The 20,124-nt window shown below is 69.7% G+C and carries 20 protein-coding genes and 1 pseudogene; 16 read left to right on the top strand and 5 right to left on the bottom strand.

Annotated elements, in window-relative coordinates:
* Positions 1-14 precede the first annotated feature (14 nt).
* The 6 genes and pseudogenes from cbiB to AC1RAD_RS14430 form a co-directional block, all read left to right on the top strand.
* The gene (cbiB, locus tag AC1RAD_RS14455; protein ID WP_492735537.1) at positions 15-995 is read left to right on the top strand and encodes an adenosylcobinamide-phosphate synthase CbiB; all 981 of its coding nucleotides are present in this window, start codon (positions 15-17) and stop codon (positions 993-995) included.
* Positions 992-2,008: an aminotransferase class I/II-fold pyridoxal phosphate-dependent enzyme gene (locus AC1RAD_RS14450; RefSeq protein ID WP_492735535.1), complete on the top strand. Its 1,017-nt coding sequence runs from the start codon at positions 992-994 to the stop codon at positions 2,006-2,008. Before cbiB ends, AC1RAD_RS14450 begins: the two co-directional genes overlap by 4 nt.
* Before the next feature lie 54 nt (positions 2,009-2,062).
* Positions 2,063-2,416, top strand: a complete 354-nt coding sequence (locus AC1RAD_RS14445) for a CidA/LrgA family protein (RefSeq protein WP_056581435.1) — start codon at positions 2,063-2,065, stop codon at positions 2,414-2,416.
* A complete protein-coding gene (locus AC1RAD_RS14440; RefSeq protein WP_492735533.1) occupies positions 2,413-3,141 on the top strand; it encodes an LrgB family protein in 729 nt (242 codons plus the stop codon). The genes AC1RAD_RS14445 and AC1RAD_RS14440 overlap by 4 nt, the downstream gene beginning before the upstream one ends.
* Before the next feature lie 39 nt (positions 3,142-3,180).
* Entirely contained in the window at positions 3,181-3,645 is a 465-nt protein-coding gene (locus AC1RAD_RS14435; RefSeq protein ID WP_492735532.1) for an OsmC family protein, read from the top strand.
* 243 nt (positions 3,646-3,888) lie between these two features.
* Positions 3,889-3,996: pseudogene (locus AC1RAD_RS14430) on the top strand (FMN-binding negative transcriptional regulator); the annotation flags it as partial.
* Positions 3,997-4,201: 205 nt separating this feature from the next.
* Here AC1RAD_RS14430 and AC1RAD_RS14425 read toward each other — a convergent pair.
* Positions 4,202-5,116 carry a LysR family transcriptional regulator gene (locus AC1RAD_RS14425; protein ID WP_070060504.1) on the bottom strand — a complete coding sequence of 305 codons (915 nt, stop codon included), beginning with the start codon at positions 5,114-5,116 and terminating at the stop codon, positions 4,202-4,204.
* Positions 5,117-5,297: 181 nt separating this feature from the next.
* Here AC1RAD_RS14425 and AC1RAD_RS14420 point away from each other — a divergent pair, with 181 nt between their 5' ends.
* From AC1RAD_RS14420 to AC1RAD_RS14405, 4 genes are all read left to right on the top strand, one after another.
* Positions 5,298-6,179, top strand: a complete 882-nt coding sequence (locus AC1RAD_RS14420) for an alpha/beta hydrolase fold domain-containing protein (RefSeq protein WP_070060505.1) — start codon at positions 5,298-5,300, stop codon at positions 6,177-6,179.
* Positions 6,180-6,334: 155 nt separating this feature from the next.
* On the top strand, positions 6,335-7,588 hold the full coding sequence (locus AC1RAD_RS14415) for an efflux RND transporter periplasmic adaptor subunit (protein ID WP_062479898.1): 1,254 nt from the start codon (positions 6,335-6,337) through the stop codon (positions 7,586-7,588).
* A gap of 40 nt (positions 7,589-7,628) precedes the next feature.
* Entirely contained in the window at positions 7,629-10,901 is a 3,273-nt protein-coding gene (locus tag AC1RAD_RS14410; protein ID WP_192196552.1) for an efflux RND transporter permease subunit, read from the top strand.
* Positions 10,902-10,926: 25 nt separating this feature from the next.
* Positions 10,927-12,390, top strand: a complete 1,464-nt coding sequence (locus AC1RAD_RS14405; RefSeq protein WP_095947752.1) for an efflux transporter outer membrane subunit — start codon at positions 10,927-10,929, stop codon at positions 12,388-12,390.
* 16 nt (positions 12,391-12,406) lie between these two features.
* On the opposite strand, the gene AC1RAD_RS14400 is transcribed toward AC1RAD_RS14405, so the two are convergent.
* Positions 12,407-12,646: a hypothetical protein gene (locus AC1RAD_RS14400; RefSeq protein WP_492735529.1), complete on the bottom strand. Its 240-nt coding sequence runs from the start codon at positions 12,644-12,646 to the stop codon at positions 12,407-12,409.
* 90 nt (positions 12,647-12,736) lie between these two features.
* On the opposite strand from AC1RAD_RS14400, the gene AC1RAD_RS14395 reads away from it, so the two are divergent.
* Genes AC1RAD_RS14395 through AC1RAD_RS14380 form a run of 4 tightly spaced genes read left to right on the top strand, consistent with a single transcriptional unit; the run spans position 12,737 to position 16,603 of the window.
* On the top strand, positions 12,737-14,203 hold the full coding sequence (locus AC1RAD_RS14395) for a cobyric acid synthase (protein ID WP_492735527.1): 1,467 nt from the start codon (positions 12,737-12,739) through the stop codon (positions 14,201-14,203).
* Positions 14,200-15,243 carry a nicotinate-nucleotide--dimethylbenzimidazole phosphoribosyltransferase gene (cobT, locus tag AC1RAD_RS14390; protein ID WP_159277114.1) on the top strand — a complete coding sequence of 348 codons (1,044 nt, stop codon included), beginning with the start codon at positions 14,200-14,202 and terminating at the stop codon, positions 15,241-15,243. The genes AC1RAD_RS14395 and cobT overlap by 4 nt, the downstream gene beginning before the upstream one ends.
* Positions 15,240-16,034: an adenosylcobinamide-GDP ribazoletransferase gene (locus tag AC1RAD_RS14385; RefSeq protein ID WP_492735524.1), complete on the top strand. Its 795-nt coding sequence runs from the start codon at positions 15,240-15,242 to the stop codon at positions 16,032-16,034. The genes cobT and AC1RAD_RS14385 overlap by 4 nt, the downstream gene beginning before the upstream one ends.
* Positions 16,031-16,603 (top strand): histidine phosphatase family protein, encoded by a 573-nt coding sequence (locus AC1RAD_RS14380; protein ID WP_492735522.1) that lies wholly within the window; start codon positions 16,031-16,033, stop codon positions 16,601-16,603. The genes AC1RAD_RS14385 and AC1RAD_RS14380 overlap by 4 nt, the downstream gene beginning before the upstream one ends.
* Before the next feature lie 10 nt (positions 16,604-16,613).
* Here AC1RAD_RS14380 and AC1RAD_RS14375 read toward each other — a convergent pair whose 3' ends face one another.
* Together AC1RAD_RS14375 and nth are read right to left on the bottom strand one after the other, a co-directional pair.
* Positions 16,614-17,471, bottom strand: a complete 858-nt coding sequence (locus tag AC1RAD_RS14375; protein WP_492735520.1) for an Ivy family c-type lysozyme inhibitor — start codon at positions 17,469-17,471, stop codon at positions 16,614-16,616.
* Between the two features lie 21 nt (positions 17,472-17,492).
* Positions 17,493-18,140, bottom strand: coding sequence for an endonuclease III (gene nth, locus AC1RAD_RS14370; RefSeq protein WP_095745121.1), 648 nt, complete (start codon positions 18,138-18,140; stop codon positions 17,493-17,495).
* 175 nt (positions 18,141-18,315) lie between these two features.
* Between nth and AC1RAD_RS14365 the strand changes: the two genes are divergently transcribed.
* Positions 18,316-19,503, top strand: coding sequence for an aminotransferase-like domain-containing protein (locus AC1RAD_RS14365; protein ID WP_062480728.1), 1,188 nt, complete (start codon positions 18,316-18,318; stop codon positions 19,501-19,503).
* A gap of 9 nt (positions 19,504-19,512) precedes the next feature.
* On the opposite strand, the gene AC1RAD_RS14360 is transcribed toward AC1RAD_RS14365, so the two are convergent.
* Entirely contained in the window at positions 19,513-19,740 is a 228-nt protein-coding gene (locus AC1RAD_RS14360; protein WP_013541760.1) for a hypothetical protein, read from the bottom strand.
* Between the two features lie 57 nt (positions 19,741-19,797).
* On the opposite strand from AC1RAD_RS14360, the gene AC1RAD_RS14355 reads away from it, so the two are divergent.
* The gene (locus AC1RAD_RS14355) at positions 19,798-20,124 is read left to right on the top strand and encodes a DUF6172 family protein (RefSeq protein ID WP_369632675.1); all 327 of its coding nucleotides are present in this window, start codon (positions 19,798-19,800) and stop codon (positions 20,122-20,124) included.

Raw genomic sequence — 20,124 nt, 5'->3', positions numbered from 1 at the left:
CGAGAATGCCTGCCATGCCCGCGCTCGATCCCTTCACCGTCTTCGCCCTCGCGCTGGTCGCCGCCTTGTGGCTGGCACTGGCCGTCGACCGCTGGCTGGGCGAGCCGCCCGCCGCACTGCATCCGGTCGTGTGGATGGGCCGCTACCTGGACTGGATCGGCAGCCGCCTCGCGCCGCGCGCCGCCGACGCCAGGCCGCGCGACCTGCCGGGCTTCGCGATGGGCGCGCTCGGCTGGTGCGTGGGCGCGATGGCGGCGTTCGCCGTCGCGTCGGCGGTGCAGAGCCTGGCGATGCAATGGCTGCCGGTCTGGGGCATGGCCGTGGTGCTCGGGCTCGCGTTCAAGCCGCTCTTCGCGTGGCGCATGCTGCGCGACGAGGTGCAGGCGGTCGAAGCCGCGCTGGGCGAATCGCTCGACGCAGGCCGCGCCCGGCTCGCGCGCCTCGTGAGCCGCGATGTCTCGGTGCTGAGCGAGCGCGAGGTGCGCGAGAGCGCCATCGAGTCGCTGGCCGAGAACCTCAACGACTCGCTGGTGGCGCCCGTGTTCTGGTTCGTGCTGTTCGGCCTGCCGGGCGCGGCGCTCTACCGCTTCGCCAACACCGCCGATGCCATGTGGGGCTACCGCGGCGAACGCGGCGGACGCGACTGGACCTGGTTCGGCAAATGGGCCGCACGCGCCGACGACGTGCTCTCGTGGCTGCCCGCACGCCTCACCGTGCTGCTGCTGGCCCTCGCGGCCGGCCGCTGGCCGCACGGCGTGGCCCGCGAGGCGCGCCGCACGCCGTCGCCCAACAGCGGCTGGCCGATGGGGGCGATGGCGCTGCTGCTGGGTGTGCGGCTTGCGAAGCCGGGCGTCTATGCGCTGAACGGGGAAGGGCGCGCCGTCACGTCGGCCGACACCGCGCGCACCGCACAGCTCGGCGAACGGGCGGCGTGGGGGCTGGCGGTGATCGCTTCGCTGGCGATGCTGTCGCCGTTGCTGGCGAGGTGGGCATGACGAACCCCGCCATGGTGCACGGCGGCCCCGACGAGACCGGTGCCGCGCCGCACGACTTCTCGACCAACGGCAACGCGGTCGGCTCGTGTCCCGCGGTGCTGGCTGCGCTGCGTGAGGCCGACGCCGCGCACTATCCCGATCCGCGCTACACCGCGCTGCGCGCTGCGCTCGCCGATTTCCACGGCGTGTCCGAAGAACGCATCGCGATCGCTGCGAGCGCGAGCGAATTCATCCACCGCATCAGCGCGGTCGTGGCACAAGGCGGTGGCGGAGAAGTCTGGCTGCCCGCGCACAGCTACGGCGACTACGAACGTTCGGCCTTGGCCTGGGGCCTCGGCGTGCGGCGCGCACCCGAGGAGGCCGACGGCGCCGCGCTGCGCTGGTGCTGCGAACCGTCGAGCCCGTTCGGCCAGCCGCAGCCCGACATCGCGCAGCATGCCGCGAGCGATGCCGTCTGCGTGCTCGACATGGCCTACGAGCCGCTGCGCCTCGAAGGCCAGCCCTCGCACGACGCCGCGCAGCGCGACCGCCTCTGGCAGCTGTGGACACCGAACAAGGCCATGGGCCTCACGGGCATCCGCGCCGCCTACGCCATCGCACCCGCGAACAGCGACGTTGCAGGTCCGCTGCTGGAACGATTCGAACGTCTTGCCCCGTCGTGGCCGCTAGGCACGCACGGCGTGGCGCTGCTCACGACCTGGACCAGCGACGAAGCGCAAGGCTGGCTCGCGCGCAGCCTCGACATCCTGCGCGACTGGAAGGCGCGGCAGCGCGCCGTGTGCGAATCGCTGGGCTGGCAGGTGCTGCCCGGCGACGCCAACTTCTTCGGTGCGCAACCCGACGTGCCATACCCGCCCCGGGCCGCCGCGCTGCGCGCCGAGGGCATCAAGCTGCGCGACTGCGCCTCCTTCGGCCTGCCCGGGCACCTGCGCCTGGGCGTGCTGCCGCCGGCCAGCCAGCAGGCCTTGAAGGCCGCGTGGGCGAGGGCCAGCGCCGCACGACACAGCGGCTGAACGCACCTCGCACCACAATAGGGCCGTCTCAAGAAAAGGAAAACGAACAGGCCCATGCTCTACGCCATCACCACGCTCTTCCTGTGCCAGCTTGCCGGCGAACTGCTCGTGCAGTGGCTGTCGCTGCCGATTCCCGGTCCGCTGATCGGCATGCTGCTGCTGTTCGTCGGCCTGCTGGTGCGCGGCGGCGTGCCGCAGGAGCTGACCGACACCTCGGGCCATCTGCTGCGCAACCTGATGCTGCTGTTCATTCCGGCGGTGACCGGCGTCATGCTGCATTTCGAACGGGTGGGGCGCGAGTGGCTGCCGTTCCTGGCGGCGGGTGTCGTGGGCGGTGCCTTCACGATGGCGGTGACCGCGCTCACGCTGCGCTGGATGATCCGCATCACGGGCAAGGACGCCGAATGAACGCGCCCGCCAAGCTCTCTGAAATCTGGGTCTTCCTGGCCCAGTCGCCGCTGCTGTGGCTGTCGCTCACGCTGCTGGCCTACCTGGGCGCGCTGTGGCTGCATGCGCGCAGCGGGCGCAACCCGATGGTCAACCCGGTGCTGGTGTCGGTGATCGTCATCGTGGGCGTGCTGCTGCTCACGCGCACGCCTTACGACACCTACTTCGAGGGCGCGAAGTTCGTCCACTTCCTGATCGGCCCGGCCACCGTGGCGCTGGCTGTGCCGCTGTACAGCCAGGTCGGCCGGCTGCGGCGCCTGTGGCTGCCGATCGGCGTGGCGCTGCTGGTGGGCTCGGTGGCCGCCATCGTGTCGGCCATCGGCATCGGCTGGGTGCTCGGCGGTTCGCGCGAGCTCCTGATGTCGCTCGCGCCCAAGTCGGCCACCATGCCGATCGCGATGGGCGTGGCCGAAAAGATCGGCGGCCTGCCGTCGCTGGCCGCCGTGGCCGCGGCCATCGCCGGCATCTCGGGCGCGATCATGGCCACGGGCTTGCTGAATCTGCTGCGCATCAAGGAACCCGCGGTGCGCGGCTTTGCCGTCGGCATGGCGGCACACGGCATCGGCACCGCGCGTGCCATCCAGGTGAACGAGACCGCGGGTGCGTTCTCTGCGCTGGCGATGGGGCTGAACGGCATCGCGACCGCGCTGCTGGTGCCGCTGATCGTGAAGCTGATGAGCGTCTGACATTCGATCATTCATTCCATCCATCGAGGAGCACGACCCATGTCCGAGTACACCGCCGAGATCGTCTGGGAGCGGGGCGACCAGGACTTCCTGGCCAACACCTACAGCCGCCACCACGTGCTGCGCTTCGATGGCGGAGCGCAGGTGCCGGGCTCGTCGTCGCCGCACGTGGTGCCGTTGCCGTTCTCCGACGCGTCGGCGGTCGATCCGGAAGAGATGTTCGTGGCCTCGCTGTCCAGCTGCCACATGCTGTGGTTCCTCACCATGGCGGTGAAACGCAAGTTCGTGGTCGACCGCTATGTCGATGCGGCCACGGGTGTGATGGAGAAGAACGCCGAGGGAAAGATGGCGATGACCGTCGTCGTGCTGCGCCCGCAGGTGAGTTTTTCGGGTGACAACCTGCCCACGCGGGAGCAGATCGCGCACTTGCACCATCGGGCGCATGAGGAGTGTTTCATTGCGAATTCGGTGAAGACGGACGTGCGCTGCGAGCCGGTCTACTGACCCGTGGCGGGTGGGTGACCTCCATGTGACTGTGATGGAGGGGAGGGGGCGCAATACTCGACGCGCATCGATCCCCCGAAAGGCCTCCCCCGTGCACATCCAGCCCCTCTTCGCCATCGAGGCGCGCGACGAGCTTCACCGGCTCATGCGCGTCTACCCGCTGGCCACGCTCTTCACGGTTGCGGGCGGGGCGGTCGATGCCAACCTGCTGCCGCTGGAGGTGATCGATCGCGGGCCCACGGTGTGTTGGCAGGTCATGTGGCCCGCAGCCATGCGCTGTGGACCAGTGAGGCGCGCAACGGCTGTGATGTCACGGTCGTGTTCCAGAGCCCGAACGCGTTCATCTCCCCGCGCTGGTACGTCAACGGCCAGCGCAGCGGGCGCTTGGCGCCGAGCTGGAACTACATTCGCGCTGACCGGCAAGCGCTTCCTTTCGCAGCAGCGCACCGAGGCCGACCGGCGCAGCCTGGTCGAGCACCTGTCCCGGGAAGAATCGCTCCCAGCGCGTGCGCTGGCAGCGTTGATCCAGCCCTGAAAAGACTGGAAAAGGCGCCCCTTAGCGCCGCTGCAACCGCGGATTCTTCGCAAACAGATCCGCCGCCCAGTCCACAAACGCCCGCACCTTCGCGCTCAGGTGGCGGTTCGGCGGGTACACCACGTGGATCGGCAGCGGGTCGCGCTGCCAGTCGGCCAGCACCTCGACGAGTTCGCCGCTTTCCAGCAGCGGCTCGGCGGTGAAGGTGATGCACTGCGACAGGCCGAAGCCCGCGAGCACGGCCGTCATGTGGGCGTTGCTCTCGTTGACCGACACGCGGTAGGGGCCGTTGAGCTCGATGTACTCGTCGCCCTTCTTGAACTCGTGCGGGTACACGCGCCGGGTGGTCCCCGAGAAGTAGCTCACGACGTGGTGGCGCTTCTCGATGTCGTTCGGATGCTGCGGCGCACCATAGCGCTTGATGTAGGCCGGCGAGGCCACGGTGACGAAGTGCAGGGTGCCGATGCGGCGCGCCACCAGCGACTGGTCGCTGAGCTCGCCGGCGCGGATCACGCAGTCGACGTTGTCGCTGATCAGGTCGACGGTGCGGTCGCTCACGCCCAAATCGACCTGGATGTCGGGGTAGCGGTCGCAGAAGCTGGCCAGGTTGGGCAGGATGATCTGCTGCGCCACCGAGGTGCCCACGTCGATGCGCAGCCGCCCCGTGGGGTTGGCCTGCGCGTTCGTCATGCTGGCTTCCATGTCGTCGAAGTCGTTCAGCAGCCGCGCGGCGCGCTCGAAGTAGGCGGCGCCGTCGGGCGTGACGGTGACGCGCCGGGTCGTGCGGTTGAGCAGCTTCACGCGCAGGCGCGATTCCAGCGCCTGGATCTGCTTGGTGACGGTGCCCTTGGGCAGGGCCAGAGAGTCGGCGGCACGGGTGAAGGTGCCGGCTTCGACCACGCGGACAAAGATCCGCATTGCCTGGATTTGATCCATCGAATGCCTGTTCAGGGAGACCGGCGTATGCCGGAAGGAGGCGGATTCTCACACAAGGAATGCGCCCCTACGGTATGCCCGATTGTTCTCCGTTTGGAAACAGAGTAGGGCTGTGTTTCCTGTTTCAACGCGCTTGTAGCGCCTTATATTTCAACCATCGCCCATCCCCCTGAGGTCGCCCATGTCACCCCGTCCATCGTCCCGGTCCGCTGAAGCTGCTGCGCTTGCCGCGGCGCAAGGCGTGGAGTCCGATCTGTCGATCGAGCTGCCCGGCCGCGAGCCCGTGGCTGCCCGTGTCTACGGTCAGCGTCCACGGGGCGAGACCGTGCCGCTGGTGCTGCATTTCCATGGCGGCACCTTCATCTGCGGCAACCTGGACAACGGCCGTAACGTGGCCCGGCTGCTGGCCGGCGCGGGCGCGGTGGTGGTTTCGCTCGATTACCCGCTGGCCCCGGCGGCCCCGTTCCCGGAGCCGGTCGAGGTGGGCTATGCGGCGCTCGAATGGCTCTACAAGCAGCGCGTGAAGCTCGGCGGCAAGGGCGCCCAGGTGTACCTGGCCGGCGAAGAGGCCGGCGGCAACCTGGCGGCCAGCGTGGCCCTGGTGGCCCGCGACCGCGCCCATCCGCCCTTGGCAGGCCAGATCCTGCTGTCGCCGATGCTCGACCCGTGCGCCGGCACCGCCTCGCTGCGCAATGCGACCAACGACGCCGCCGAGTGCCGCTGGGCCACGGGCTGGGCCAAGTACCTGAGCTGTCCGTCGAACGCCACGCACCCCTATGCGGTGCCGAGCGGATCGCTGCGGCTGGCCGCCCTGGCACCGGCGCTGGTGCTGGTGGGGCCCGACGACGCGATGCGCGACGAGGCCATGACCTTCGCAGGCCGGCTGCGGTCGGCCGGCATCGAGGTCACGAGCAGCGTGCTGACCGGCGCCGACAACTGGCCCAAGGCGCTGTACGACACCGAAGCCGTGGGATGCGCATCCTGCGAAGCCAGCGTGCAGCAGCACTTCCGCGAGTTCTTCAGCGCCACCACACCGCCCCCGGCGGTCCCTGAGCCCAGCTAGGCCCGCGAGGGTCCGCTCCGCCCCCTGAACCAAGCCGCCGCCTCCACAGAGGTGGGTGGCAGGGCTTTCTGTTCTCTGAATTCCGCCTCCTGACGCCGCCGGCGCCGGGATGGCCTGTTGCATCCCGAAAAAGTCATCGAGAAGGACGAACCATCATGTCGAACAAGAACGAACAATCGCTGTCTTCCATCACCCGTAAGGGGCTGTGGCCCGCCGTCACCGGCCTCACCGCGGTGCTGGCCGTGGCCGCCGCGGTGGTGGGCATGTACAGCTTCAAGGCCGAGGCCACGGCCCCGGTCGCCGCGCAACAGGGCACGCCGGTGTCGGTCGCCACCGTGGCGTCGAGCGAGATCAACGCCTGGGACGAGTTCTCGGGCCGCCTCGAAGCCGTGCAGCGCGTCGATGTGCGCTCCCGCGTGGCAGGCGCCGTGCAGGCGGTGCACTTTCGCGAAGGCGCGCTGGTGAAGCAGGGCGACCTGCTGATCACCATCGACCCCGCGCCGTACGCCGCCGAGGTGGAGCGCGCCGAAGCGCAGGTTGCGTCGGCGCAGGCCCGCCAGGCCTTCAGCCGCAGCGAGCAGGAACGTGCCCGCCGCCTGTGGGACGAGCAGGCCATCGCGCAGCGTGAACTGGACGAGCGCGTGAACGCCGGCCGCGAAGCCGAAGCCAACCTGCGCGCGGCGCAAGCCTCGCTGCAGACCGCACGCCTGAGCCTGGGCTACACCCAGGTGCGCGCACCGGTGTCGGGCCGCATCGGCAAGCTCGAAGTGACCGTGGGCAACCTGGTGGCCGCCGGCCCCGGCGCGCCCGTGCTGACCACGCTGGTGTCGGTGAGCCCGATCTACGCGAGCTTCGACGCCGACGAGCAGGTCATCACCCGCGCGCTGAAGGACCTGCCGGCCAACGCCGGCGCCCGCGGCCAGATCGACACGATCCCCGTGCAGATGGGCACCGCCGGCCTGGAAGGCACGCCCTTCACCGGCAAGCTGCAGCTGATCGACAACCAGGTCGACGCCCGCAGCGGCACCGTGCGTGTGCGCGCCTCGTTCGACAACAAGGACGGCGCGCTCATTCCCGGCCAGTTCGCCCGCATCCGCATGGGCCAGGCCCGCAACGACACCGCGCTGCTGGTGAGCGAGCGTGCCATCGGCACCGACCAGAACAAGAAGTTCGTGATGGTCGTGGGCGACGACAACAAGGCCATGTACCGCGAGGTGACGCTGGGCGCGCCCATCAACGGCCTGCGCGTGGTGAGCAAGGGCCTGAAGGCCGGCGACCGCGTGGTGGTGAACGGCCTGCAGCACATCCGCCCGGGTGCGCTGGTGGTGCCGCAGACCGTGACGATGGACGCCAAGCTCGATACGAAGCAACAACAACCGGAACGCGTGGCCGAGGCCGCGAAGTCCTGATTTCGGAGGAGGGCGCCCTGGCGCCCGCCGGAGAACCAACATGAATCTCTCAAAATTCTTCATCGACAGGCCGATCTTCGCCGGCGTGCTGTCGCTACTGATGCTGATCGCCGGCCTGATTGCGCTGCGCGGCCTGCCGATCTCGGAGTACCCCGAAGTCGCGCCGCCTTCGGTGGTGGTGCGCGCAACGTACCCCGGCGCCAACCCGAAGGTGATCGCTGAAACGGTGGCCACGCCGCTCGAAGAGCAGATCAACGGCGTCGAAGGCATGCTCTACATGGGCAGCCAGGCGACGACCGACGGCGTGATGACGCTCACGGTCACCTTCCGCCTCGGCACCGATCCCGACAAGGCCCAGCAGCTGGTGCAGAACCGCGTCTCGCAAGCCGAGCCGCGCCTGCCCGAAGAAGTGCGGCGCCTCGGCATCACGACCGTCAAGAGCGCACCCGACCTGACGATGGTGGTCCACCTCGTCTCGCCGAACAACCGCTACGACATCAACTACCTGCGCAACTACGCGGTGCTGAACGTGAAGGACCCGCTCGCGCGCATCGAAGGCGTGGGCCAGGTCCAGATCTTCGGCGGCGGCGACTACTCGATGCGCGTCTGGCTCGACCCGCAGAAGGTCGCGCAGCGCGGCCTGTCGGCTTCCGACGTGGTGGCCGCGATCCGTGGCCAGAACGTGCAGGCCGCGGCCGGTGTGGTCGGCGCATCGCCGGGCCTGTCGGGCGTGGACATGCAGCTGTCGATCAATGCGCAAGGGCGCCTGCAGAGCGAAGAAGAGTTCGGCGACATCATCGTCAAGAGCGGCACCGACGGCGCCGTCACGCGTCTTCGCGACATCGGCCGCCTCGAAATGGGCGCCGCCGACTACTCGCTGCGTTCGCTGCTGAACAACGACCCGGCCGTCGGCATGGGCGTGTTCCAGGCACCGGGCTCGAATGCGCTCGACATCTCGTCCAACGTGCGCAAGACGATGGAAGAGCTGAACAAGAACATGCCGGAAGGCCTGGAATACCGCATTGCTTACGACCCGACGCAGTTCGTGCGCGCATCGATCGAATCGGTGATCCACACGCTGCTCGAAGCCATCGCGCTGGTGGTGCTGGTGGTGATCCTGTTCCTGCAAACGTGGCGCGCTTCCATCATTCCGCTGCTGGCCGTGCCGGTGTCGGTGATCGGTACCTTCGCGGTGCTGCACGTCCTCGGTTTCTCGATCAACGCGCTGAGCCTTTTCGGGCTGGTGCTGGCGATCGGCATCGTGGTGGACGACGCCATCGTGGTGGTGGAGAACGTCGAGCGCAACATCGAGGCGGGGCTCACGCCGCGTGAGGCCACGTACCGCGCCATGCGCGAAGTGTCGGGCCCCATCATCGCCATCGCTCTGGTGCTCGTGGCCGTGTTCGTGCCGCTGGCCTTCATCAGCGGTCTCACGGGCCAGTTCTACAAGCAGTTCGCGGTGACCATCGCGATCTCGACGGTGATCTCGGCCATCAACTCGCTGACGCTGTCGCCGGCCCTCGCTGCACTGCTGCTGCGCGGCCATGACCAGCCGAAGGACGCCCTGACGCGCGGCATGGACAAGGCCTTCGGCTGGCTGTTCCGCGGCTTCAACAAGTTCTTCCACCGCGGCTCCGAGGCCTACAGCGGCGGCGTCAAGCGCGTGATCTCGCGCAAGACGCTGATGCTGGTGATCTACCTGGCGCTGGTCGGCGTGACCTTCGGCCTCTTCAAGGCGGTGCCCAGCGGCTTCGTGCCGGCGCAGGACAAGCAGTACCTCATCGGTTTTGCCCAGCTGCCCGACGGCGCCACGCTCGACCGCACGGAAGAGGTGATCACCCGCATGGGCGAGATCATGAAGAAGAACCCGAACGTGGAAGACGCCATTGCCTTCCCGGGCCTGTCGATCAACGGCTTCACCAACAGCTCGAACTCGGGCATCGTGTTCGCCACGCTCAAGCCCTTCGACCAGCGCAAGCGCGCCGACCAGAGCGGCGGTGCGGTGGCCGGCCAGCTCAACGGTGCGTTCTCGAGCATCCAGGACGCGTTCATCGTGATGTTCCCGCCGCCACCGGTGGCAGGCCTGGGCACGACCGGCGGCTTCAAGCTGCAGATCGAAGACCGCGCCTCGGTCGGCTACGACCAGATGGACGTCGCGGTGAAGGCCTTCATGGCCAAGGCCTATGCGGCGCCTGAGCTGACGGGCATGTTCACGAGCTGGCAGGTCAACGTGCCGCAGCTGTATGCCGACATCGACCGCACCAAGGCGCGCCAGCTCGGCGTGCCGGTGACGGACATCTTCGACACGATGCAGATCTACCTCGGTAGCCTGTACGCCAACGACTTCAACAAGTTCGGCCGCACGTACTCCGTGCGCGTCCAGGCCGATGCGCCGTACCGCGCCCGTGCCGAAGACGTGGGCATGCTGAAGGTGCGCTCGACCTCGGGCGAGATGGTGCCGCTGGCCGCGCTGATGAAGGTCAATTCGACCTTCGGCCCGGAACGCGCCATGCGCTACAACGGCTACCTGGCCGCCGACATCAACGGCGGCCCGGCCCCCGGCTATTCGTCGGGCCAGGCGCAGGACGTGATCACCAAGATCGCGGCCGAGACGCTGCCCAAGGGCGTGAGCTTCGAGTGGACCGAGCTGACCTACCAGGAAATCCTGGCCGGCAACTCCGCCTTCCTGGTGTTCCCGCTGGCGATCCTGCTGGTGTTCCTGGTGCTCGCTGCGCAGTACGAAAGCCTGACGCTGCCGATCGCGATCATCCTGATCGTGCCGATGGGCATCATGGCCGCGATGGCGGGCGTGTGGATCTCGGGAGGCGACAACAACGTCTTCACGCAGATCGGGTTGATCGTGCTGGTGGGGCTGAGTGCGAAGAACGCGATCCTGATCGTGGAGTTCGCACGGGAGCTGGAGTTCGCCGGACGCACGCCCATCCAGGCCGCGATCGAAGCCAGCCGCCTGCGTCTGCGCCCCATCTTGATGACCTCGCTGGCCTTCGTCATGGGTGTGCTGCCCCTCGTGCTCTCGACCGGTGCCGGCTCCGAGATGCGCAAGGCGATGGGCGTGGCGGTGTTCGCCGGGATGATCGGCGTGACAGCCTTCGGCCTGTTCCTGACGCCGGTGTTCTATGTGCTGATGCGCCGTCTGGCGGGCAACCGGCCGCTCAAGCTGCATGGCGAAGTGCCGCACGGCGACGACTTCGTGTCGGCTGACCACCCCGTGGCCCCGTCGCACGGTGGTGGCGGTGGCGGTCTGCACCCGGTGCCGGCCTCGCCGCGCCCCTCGCATGGCGCGCATGACTGATCGACAAGAAGAAAGAAGGTTGTCCATGACATTCGCAATCCCAACCCTGATGCGCCCGCTGCGCGCCGCCGTATTGCCGCTGGTGGCGGCCCTGGTGCTGGCCGGTTGCGCCAGCGTGCCTTCGGGCATGCCCACGGTGCCGACCGCGGCGCAGTTCAAGGAACAGCCGGGTGCCACGGCGCCGGCCGGCTTCACCCGGGCCACGCCCGCCGAGGCGCAACCGCGCGGCGAGTGGTGGCTGGCATTCAACGACCCGGTGCTCAACACGCTGATCCAGCGCGCCGAGGTCGACAACACCAACATCCAGGCCGCTGCCGCGCGGCTGGCCGAGGCCCGCGCGCTGGCGCGCAGCGCCCAGGCCGACCGCCTGCCGCAGATCGGCCTGGGCGCCGGCGCCAACCGCGGCGCGGGCCTGGACAAGGCCACGGCCAGCACCCGGCCCGGCACCATGACCAACATCGGCGCCACGTTCTCGTACGAGGTCGACCTGTTCGGGCGCCTCTCGGGCGCGGCCGATGCGGCCAAGCTCGACGCGGCCGGCCGCGAGGCGCTGCTGCAAAGCACCCGGCTCGCGGTGCAGGCCGAAGTGGCGCAGACCTACCTGCAGCTGCGCGCGCTCGACGCCGAGCGCGTGCTGGTGCGCGAATCGGTCGCCGCCTACCGCGACACGCTGCGCCTCACGCAGCGTCGCCAGCAGGCCGGCGACATCGCCGAGCTCGACGTGGCGCGCGTGCAGACCGAGGTGTCGTCCACCGAGTCGGATGCGCTCGCGCTCGACCGCCAGCGTGCCCAGGTGGAACACGCACTGGCCGTGCTGGTGGGCGATTCGGCCTCCAGCTTCGGCATGCGGCCCGACGACTGGGCCACCGCGCTGCCAGTGATCCCGCCGGGCGTGCCGTCCACCGTGCTCACGCGCCGGCCCGACGTGTCGGCAGCGCAGAGCGCCGTCATGGCGGCGCAGGCCCGCGTGGGCGTGGCGCAGACCGCGTGGTTCCCGAACATCTCGCTGACCGGCGCGGCCGGCTACGCCTCGCCCGAGATCGGCGACCTCTTCAAGTGGTCGGCCCGTTCGTGGGGCGTGGGCGCGCTGCTGTCGCTGCCGATCTTCGACGGCGGACGCCGCGAGGCCGGCGTGCAGGGCGCCAACGCCCAGCTCGACGGCGCACTAGCCAGCTACCGCTCGCAGGTGCTGGTGGCGTTCCAGGAGGTCGAAGACCAGCTGGCGGCCATCCGCATCCTGCAGGAGCAGTCGGTGGTGCAGGCGCAGGCCGTGACCTCGGCGCAACGCGCCACCAGCCTGTCGGACACGCGCTACCGCAACGGCTACGTGAGCCAGCTCGACCTGCTCGACGCGCGCCGCAGCGAGCTGCGCAACCGGCGCCAGGCGCTGCAGGTGAAGTCGGCCCAGTACCAGGCGACGGTGGGGCTGATCCGCGCCATCGGCGGCGGCTGGGAAGTGCCGGCCGCCGAGAAGGTGGCGACCCGCTGATCGGGCTCTTCCGGGCTCAGGCGCGATCGCCCGGGCCCGGATGCGTCGCCGTAGCGGCGGCCTGTTTCAGCGCCACCGCGCCCAGCGCGAGCGCACTCGAATAGCTGGCCTGCGGGCGCGCAGCCACCCGCAGCGGCCGGTAGCCGAGCGTGTCGGAGGTGCTGCCGGTGTCGTGGACGGCTTCGAGCAGGAGCCAGTAGAACCGGCCCGGCTCGCGTTCCTCGACCGTCAGCGCCAGATCGTTGAGGGCGGACATGATTTTCCGGTGCGGCCCTGAGAGGCCTCATCCTTATTACGTCTGAGTCGGCCTTCCGGTTTCAGTTCGGCGCTCAACGACAATCCCCGGATGAGTTCTAGAGCGACAAGCGGGCCGGCGCGCTGCGTCATGGTCCTGGGCACCACCAGCGGTGCCGGCAAGAGCTGGCTGGCCACCGCGCTGTGCCGGTGGTATGCCCGCCAGGGGCTGCGGGTGGCGCCTTTCAAGGCGCAGAACATGAGCAACAACGCCCGCGTGGTCGAGGGCGGCGAGATCGGCAGCGCCCAGTACTTCCAGGCCCTGGCTGCGAACGCCGTGCCCGACGTGCGCATGAACCCGCTGCTGCTCAAACCCGAGCGCGACACCCACAGCCAGGTGGTGCTGATGGGGCAGGTGAGCGAGGCGCTGTCGACCCTGCCGTGGCGCGGGCGCAGCGAGCGCGTCTGGCCGCAGATCGCGCAGGCCTTCGACGAACTGCGCGCCGAGAACGACGTCGTCGTGATCGAAGGCGCCGGCTCGCCGGCCGAGATCAACCTCATGGCCAGCGACATCGTCAACCTGCGCGTCGCCCGCCATGCCCAGGCCCGCTGCCTGCTGGCAACCGACATCGACCGCGGCGGCGCCTTCGCCCACCTGTACGGCACCTGGGCGCTGCTGCCCGAGGCCGACCGGGCGCTCATCCATGGATTCGTGCTCAACAAGTTCCGGGGCGATGCGTCGCTGCTGGCGCCCGCGCCGCAGCAGCTGCAGGCGCTGACCGGCGTGCCCACCGTGGCCACGCTGCCCATGTGGTGGCAGCACGGCCTGCCCGAGGAAGACGGCGTGTTCGACGACCGCAGCCGCGCCAGCGGCGTGGTCACGCGCACCGTGGCGGTGGTCGCGTACCCGCGCCTGAGCAACCTCGACGAGTTCCAGGCACTGAAGAACGTGCCCGGCGTGCGCCTGGTCTGGGCCCGCACGCCGGCCGACGTGGCCGGCGCCGACTGGATCGTGCTGCCCGGCTCCAAGCACACGAGCGGCGACCTGGCCTGGCTGCGCGCGCAGGGGCTGGACCGCGCGGTGGCCGAGCATGCCGGGCGCGGCGGCGCGGTGCTGGGCGTGTGCGGCGGGTTGCAGATGCTGGGCGAGGCGCTGGTCGATCCGCACGGCATCGACGGCAACGCGCCGGGACTGGGGCTGCTGCCGCTCGTGACCGTGTTCGAGCGCGAGAAGACCGTGCGGCACCGCGAGGCGACCTTTTCCGGCGACCTCGTGGCCGGCCCCTGGGCCGCGCTGGCGGGCGTGCGTATCGCCGGCTACGAAATCCACCACGGCCAGACGGCCGCCCACCCGCAATTGGCCCACGACGGCCGCGCCGTGATGCCCGAGGGCCTGGCCTGGCAGAACACGCGCGGCAACGTGCTGGGCCTCTATCTGCACGGCCTGTTCGAAGACCCGGCCGCGCTGCAGGCGCTGTTCGGCACCACGGCGCCCACGCTGGACGCCACCTTCGACGGCTTGGCCGACTTCATCGACACCCACTTCGACGCCGGCGTGCTTGCCGGCTTGATCGCATGACCGACACCGATTTGATTCCCGCCATCCCAGACATCGCCGACGCCGCGCTCGCGGCGCGCCTGCAGGCCGCGCTCGACAACAAGACCAAGCCCGTCGGCGCGCTGGGCCGCCTCGAAGCGCTTGCGCTGCGCATCGGCACCATCCTGGGCACCGAGCAGCCCGTGCTCGACGCACCGCAGATGCTGGTGTGCGCGGGCGACCACGGGCTGGCGGCGCGCGGCGTGTCGGCCTACCCGAGCGACGTGACCTGGCAGATGGTCGAGAACTTCCTGGCCGGCGGCGCGGCCGTCAGCGTGCTGGCGCGCCAGCACGGCCTGGCGCTCACCGTGGTCGATTGCGGCGTGCGGCGCGACTTCCAGCCGCGCCCCGGCCTGGTGTCGCGGCGCATCGCCGCCGGCACGGCCGACGCCTCGGCCGGCCCCGCCATGACGCCCGAACAATGCGCCCAGGCCATCGCCAACGGCCGCGAGGTGGTGCGCGCGCTGCCGGGCAACGCGCTGCTGCTGGGCGAGATGGGCATCGGCAACAGCTCGTCCGCCGCGCTGCTGCTGTCGCGCCTGGCCGGGCTCGACATCGGCCTGTGCACCGGTGCCGGCACGGGGCTCGACGCCGACGGCCTGGCGCGCAAGCGCGAGGTGCTGCGCGAGGTGCTCGCCCTGCACGCGGGCGCGACCGCGCCGCTCGACGCGCTGGCCGCGTTCGGCGGCTTCGAGGTGGCGACGCTGGTCGGCGCGGTGCTGCAGGCGGCGCAGGAGCGGCGCGTGATTGTGGTGGACGGCTTCATCGCCAGCGCCGCCGTGCTGGTCGCCCAGGCGATCCGCCCGCAGGTGACGCAGCGCTGCGTGGCGGCGCACAGCTCGGCGGAGCCCGGGCACACGCTGCTGCTGAAGCACCTCGGGCTCGAGCCCTTGCTGAACCTCGACCTGCGCCTGGGCGAGGGCTCGGGCGGTGCGCTGGCGTGGCCGCTGCTCGAATCGGCCTGCCGCATCCTGCGCGAGATGGCGAGCTTCGAATCGGCGGGCGTGTCGCGCCAGCAATGAACGGCGTGCGCCATTTCCTGCTGGCCGTCCAGTTCTTCACCCGCGTGCCGGTGACGGGAAAACTCGCCGCCTGGGTCGGCTTCAGCCCGCAGATGCTGCGCGCCGCCGCGGCGCACCTGCCGGCCATCGGCTGGATCGCGGGTGGGGTGGCGGCGGCCGTGTTCGTGGCCGTGGGGGCGGGTTTGCCGGGCGTGGCAGGGGCGTTGGTCGCGGCGGTGCTGAGCACCGTCGCCACCGTGATGCTCACGGGCGCCTTCCATGAGGACGGCCTGGCCGACGTGGCCGACGGCCTCGGCGGTTCGGCCAGCCGCGAGCGCGCGCTGGAGATCATGAAGGACTCGCGCATCGGCGCCTTCGGCGCGGTCGCGCTGGTGCTGGCGCTGAGCCTGAAGTTCGGCCTGCTGGCCGCGCTGGCTGCGCGCGGGCTGGACGTGGCGGCGGTGTCGATCGTCGGCGCGCATGTGCTGTCGCGGCTGGCGCCGCTGTTCCTGATCCGTTGGCTGCCCTACGTGGGCGACAGCAGCGGCAGCAAGGCCAAGCCGCTGGCCGATGCGATCAGCGGCGGCGCGCTGCTCGTCGCCGTGCTGTGGGCCGCGCCCGCCGTGGCGTTGCTGCTGTGTGCGCACGACGCGGTGCATGTGGGCGCGGCGCTCGTGGCGCTGGTGCTCGCGGGCGGCTGGATGGCGCGGCTCTTCGTGCGTCGGCTGCAGGGCTTCACGGGCGACGGGCTCGGCGCGACGCAGCAGGTGTGCGAACTGGCGATCTACCTCGCGCTGGTGTGGAAGGCATGAGCGCCGCGACCGCCCAGCTCTGGCTGCAGCGCCATGCGCCGGTGATCGCGCCGGCGGGCCTGTGCTACGGCGCGACCGACCTCGATGCCCATGCGGACGGCACGCAGGCCGCCGCCGCGCGCATCGCCGCGGTGCTGCCGGCCGGCATCGCGCTGTGGAGTTCGCCGCTACGGCGTTGCGTCCTGCTGGCGGATGCCATCGTCGCGCTGCGGCCCGATCTGTCGGTGCGGCGCGATGCGCGACTGGCCGAGATGAGTTTCGGCGCCTGGGAAGGGCGCCTGTGGTCGGCCGTGGCCCGTGAGGAATTCGAGGCCTGGACGAATCGTTTCGCCGACGCCCCGGCCGGAGGCGACGGCGAGAGCGTGCGCGCCTTCATGCAGCGCGTGGCTTTGGCGCACGCCGACTGGCTGGCGACCGGCGCCGACGCGCTGTGGGTCACGCATGCAGGCGTGCTGCGGGCGGTGCAGCTGCTGTCGCAGGGCGTGTCGTGCCCCGAGCGGGCCGATCAATGGCCCAACGACGCGGCGGCTTTTGGCGACTGGCGCGTGGTCGCCGCGCCGGTCGGCTGACGAGGCGCTGTCAGTTCTTGGCGCGCCACTGCTCGCGCCAGAGCCGGTCGAGCTGCCCCGCGAACTGCGGCGAAGGCCCGCCCAGGAGCTGGTTCTGCCCGTTGCGCTGCACCAGGCCATAGAGCCGGCCCGAGCCCTGGTCGTACAGCGCGATCGCGTTGTGGTCGTAGCAGTCGTGCGGCTTGCAGAAGGCGTGCAGCAGGTAGCGCGTGCCGTCCACCGTCACCCATTGCGGCTCGGGCGCCGGGCCTTCGCGGCGCACCAGCCAGCGTTCGGTTTCACGCGTGCCCAGCGCGGCGCGCCAGGCCTTGTCCATCGCGGGGCCCCGGGCGAGGGCGGCCGGGCTGCCCGTGGCGGGTGCCGGCGGCTTGGGGGCGGCGGTCACGGGTTCGGTGGGCGGCGCCGCGGCGCGCGCCGGACCGTCGCAGCGCCAGTAGCGCGGCTTCATCAGCTCCGGCCCCAGCTGGCCCATGACCGGCTTGTCGGCCTTCAGCGTGATCGACTGGCCGCGCGCATCGCGAAAGACCAGGAAATTCATCATCGCGTTGTCGCCCTTGTCCACGCGGCTCATGAGCGCCACGTCGAAGTTCGGCGGCGGCGCCTGATTGCCGAAGAAGCTGTGGGCCGTGTCCGGCTGGCGGCCGACCACGCGGCGCTTGCCGCGCTCGGCGATCAGCATGTCCTCGCGCACCTGCAGCGTCGGTGCCGCTGCGTCGGCGCAGTTGGCGGACCAGCGCCCGCCGTAGAGCGCCATCGTCTCCGGCGGCAGCACGCCATCGCGCGACCAGGCGGCGCCCGCGCTGCACAGCGCTGCGAGAAAGAGGAGGGCGGCGGAAGGCGTCTTCTTGAAAGTCGTTGTCGTCGTCATGTGCGAGGTGGTGTGTGCCGCTCAGGCGGTCTTGGGGGCCGGCGTCTTGGGCTTGAACGAGCAGAAGGTGGAGACCGCGCATTCCCAGCAGCGCGGCTTGCGCGCCACGCAGACATAGCGCCCGTGCAGGATCAGCCAGTGGTGCGCGTGCAGGCGGAATTCGGGTGGGATGCGCTTTTCGAGCTTGAGTTCCACGTCCAGCGGCGTCTTGCCGGGCGCAAGCCCCGTGCGGTTGCCGATGCGAAAGATGTGCGTGTCGACCGCGATGGTCTCCTCGCCGAAGGCCACGTTGAGCACCACGTTGGCCGTCTTGCGCCCCACGCCCGGCAGCGCCTCGAGTTCGGCGCGCGTGCGCGGCACCTCGCCGCCATGCAGCTCGACCAGCATGCGGCAGGCCTCGATCAGGTGCTTGGCCTTGCTGCGGTACAGCCCGATCGTCTTGATGTACGACTCCAGCCCTTCCACCCCGAGGTCGAGGATCGCCTGCGGCGTGTTCGCCACCGGATAGAGCCGGCGCGTCGCCTTGTTCACGCCCACGTCGGTGGCCTGCGCCGACAGCAGCACGGCGGCCAGCAGCTCGAAGGGCGTGGTGTATTCGAGCTCCGTGCGCGGCTCGGGGTTGGCGGCTTGCAGGGTGGCGAAGAAGAGGGGGATGTCGGATTTTTTCATGGGTCGTGGGGGCCGCCGTTCATTGCAAGGGGCTCGCGGGGCGCATGCCGCACAAGGCAGGGCGAGCACCGGCGTTTGCGGCGATGGATGCAATATATCGTCGAAAAGCCATGGCCCTACGCAGCTTTCCTGCCCGGGCTTTCGCGACAATGACGCCCAGAAAGTGAGACTGACCATGCAATTCGCCTCCCGCCTCGACAACGTCGAAACCTCCGCCATCCGCGAACTCTTCAAGCTGCTGGGCAAGCCCGGCATCATCAGTTTTGCGGGCGGCTTTCCCGACAGCGCCATGTTCGACGTCGAGGGCCTGAAGGAGGCGAGCCAGAAGGCGCTCACAGAAGAGGCCGGCGGGGCCCTGCAGTACGGCGCCACCGAAGGCTACGAGCCGTTGCGCAACCAGCTCTCGTCCTTCATGAAGACCAAGGGCGTCGACGTGGACCCGAGCGGCCTGATCGTCACCACCGGCAGCCAGCAGGCGCTGGACCTGCTGGGCAAGACCATGATCTCGCCCGGCGACAAGGTGATTGTCGAAGGACCGACCTTCCTGGCCACGATCCAGTGCTTCCGCCTGTACGGCGCGCAGCTCATCAGCGCGCCCATCGACGCCAACGGCGTGAAGACCGACGAGCTCGAGAAGCTCATCGCCGAGCACAAGCCCAAGTTCGTCTACCTGATCCCCACCTTCGGCAACCCCAGCGGGGCCATGCTGAGCCTGGAGCGCCGCAAGAAGGTGCTCGAGCTGGCCGTGAAGTACCAGACGCTGATCGTCGAGGACGACCCCTACGGCGACCTGTACTTCGGCGAAGCACCGCCGCCGTCGATCATGTCGCTGAGCAAGGACGTGCCCGGCAGCCGTGAGCTGCTCGCGCACTGCGGCAGCCTGAGCAAGGTGCTCAGCCCCGGCCTGCGCATCGGCTGGATGATCGCGCCGCCCGAGCTGCTGGCCAAGGCGACGATGTGCAAGCAGTTCAGCGACGCCCACACCAGCACCTTCGCGCAGGCCACTGCCGCGCAGTACCTCAAGAGTGGCCGCATGCCCGGCACGCTGGCGCATGTGCGCGAGGTCTACGGCCAGCGCGCGCAGGCCATGGGCGCCGCGCTGAAGCGCGAGCTGGGCGATGCGGTGAGCTTCACGCAGCCCAACGGCGGTTTGTTCTTCTGGGCGCGCCTGACGGGCGCCAACGGCAAGCTGGCCGATGCCAACGAGCTGGCCAAGCGTGCGATCGAGAAGCTGGTGGCCTTCGTGCCCGGCGCGCCGTTCTTCGCCGAGAAGCCCGATGTGGCGACCTTGCGCCTGAGCTTTGCCACGGCCGACATCGAGAAGATCGAAGAGGGCGTGAAGCGCCTCGGCCAGGCCCTGTAACGCCGACGTTCAGGGGGACCGGTGCAGCCGGGGCGCCGCCAGCAGGTCCAGGTTGTCTGAAATGGCCGCATCCACGTTCGGATAGCGGCCTTTCATTTTGGAGAGCGTCATGATGGTCTGCAGTGCCTTCAGGTCCTTGACCGACGGCGCGACCTTGATCTGCGCGATGGCCGCCGGGGCGTTGCCGCCGTTCACCAATGCCATCACCTTGCTTGCCCAGTCGTTTGCGCGTGCCATGTCTTCACCTGCTTTCCATTTGAACCGCCGACTTTACACAGCGGGTTACCATCACCCATGAGAAAAACCTTCCAGCTTCAGGTCGAGGGCAAGCACCCCGACCGTCTCCTCGAAGCCGTCAAGCACGAGATTCGCAAGTACATCAAGCGCGAGCGCCGCCGCGACCTGCCCGAAGGCGCCGACTTCTGGGACTTCGACTGCCGGTTCGGCAGCGCCCAGGAATCCGCCGAAACCATCCACCTCACAGCCATCACTGGCCTCATCGACGGTGTGGTGAAAGAGGGCGGCAAGCAGTTCTACATCGAGATCCTGGCCAAGCCCGGCAAGCGCCAGCCGCGGCCCGCGGGTGCGCCCGGCCACGCCGAGAACGACGACGAGGAATAA

Source organism: Variovorax sp. GW823-FHT04B03, assembly GCF_058796495.1.
The sequence above is the reverse complement of the archived record's forward strand: the minus strand, read 5'-3'. Positions and strand labels throughout refer to the sequence as shown.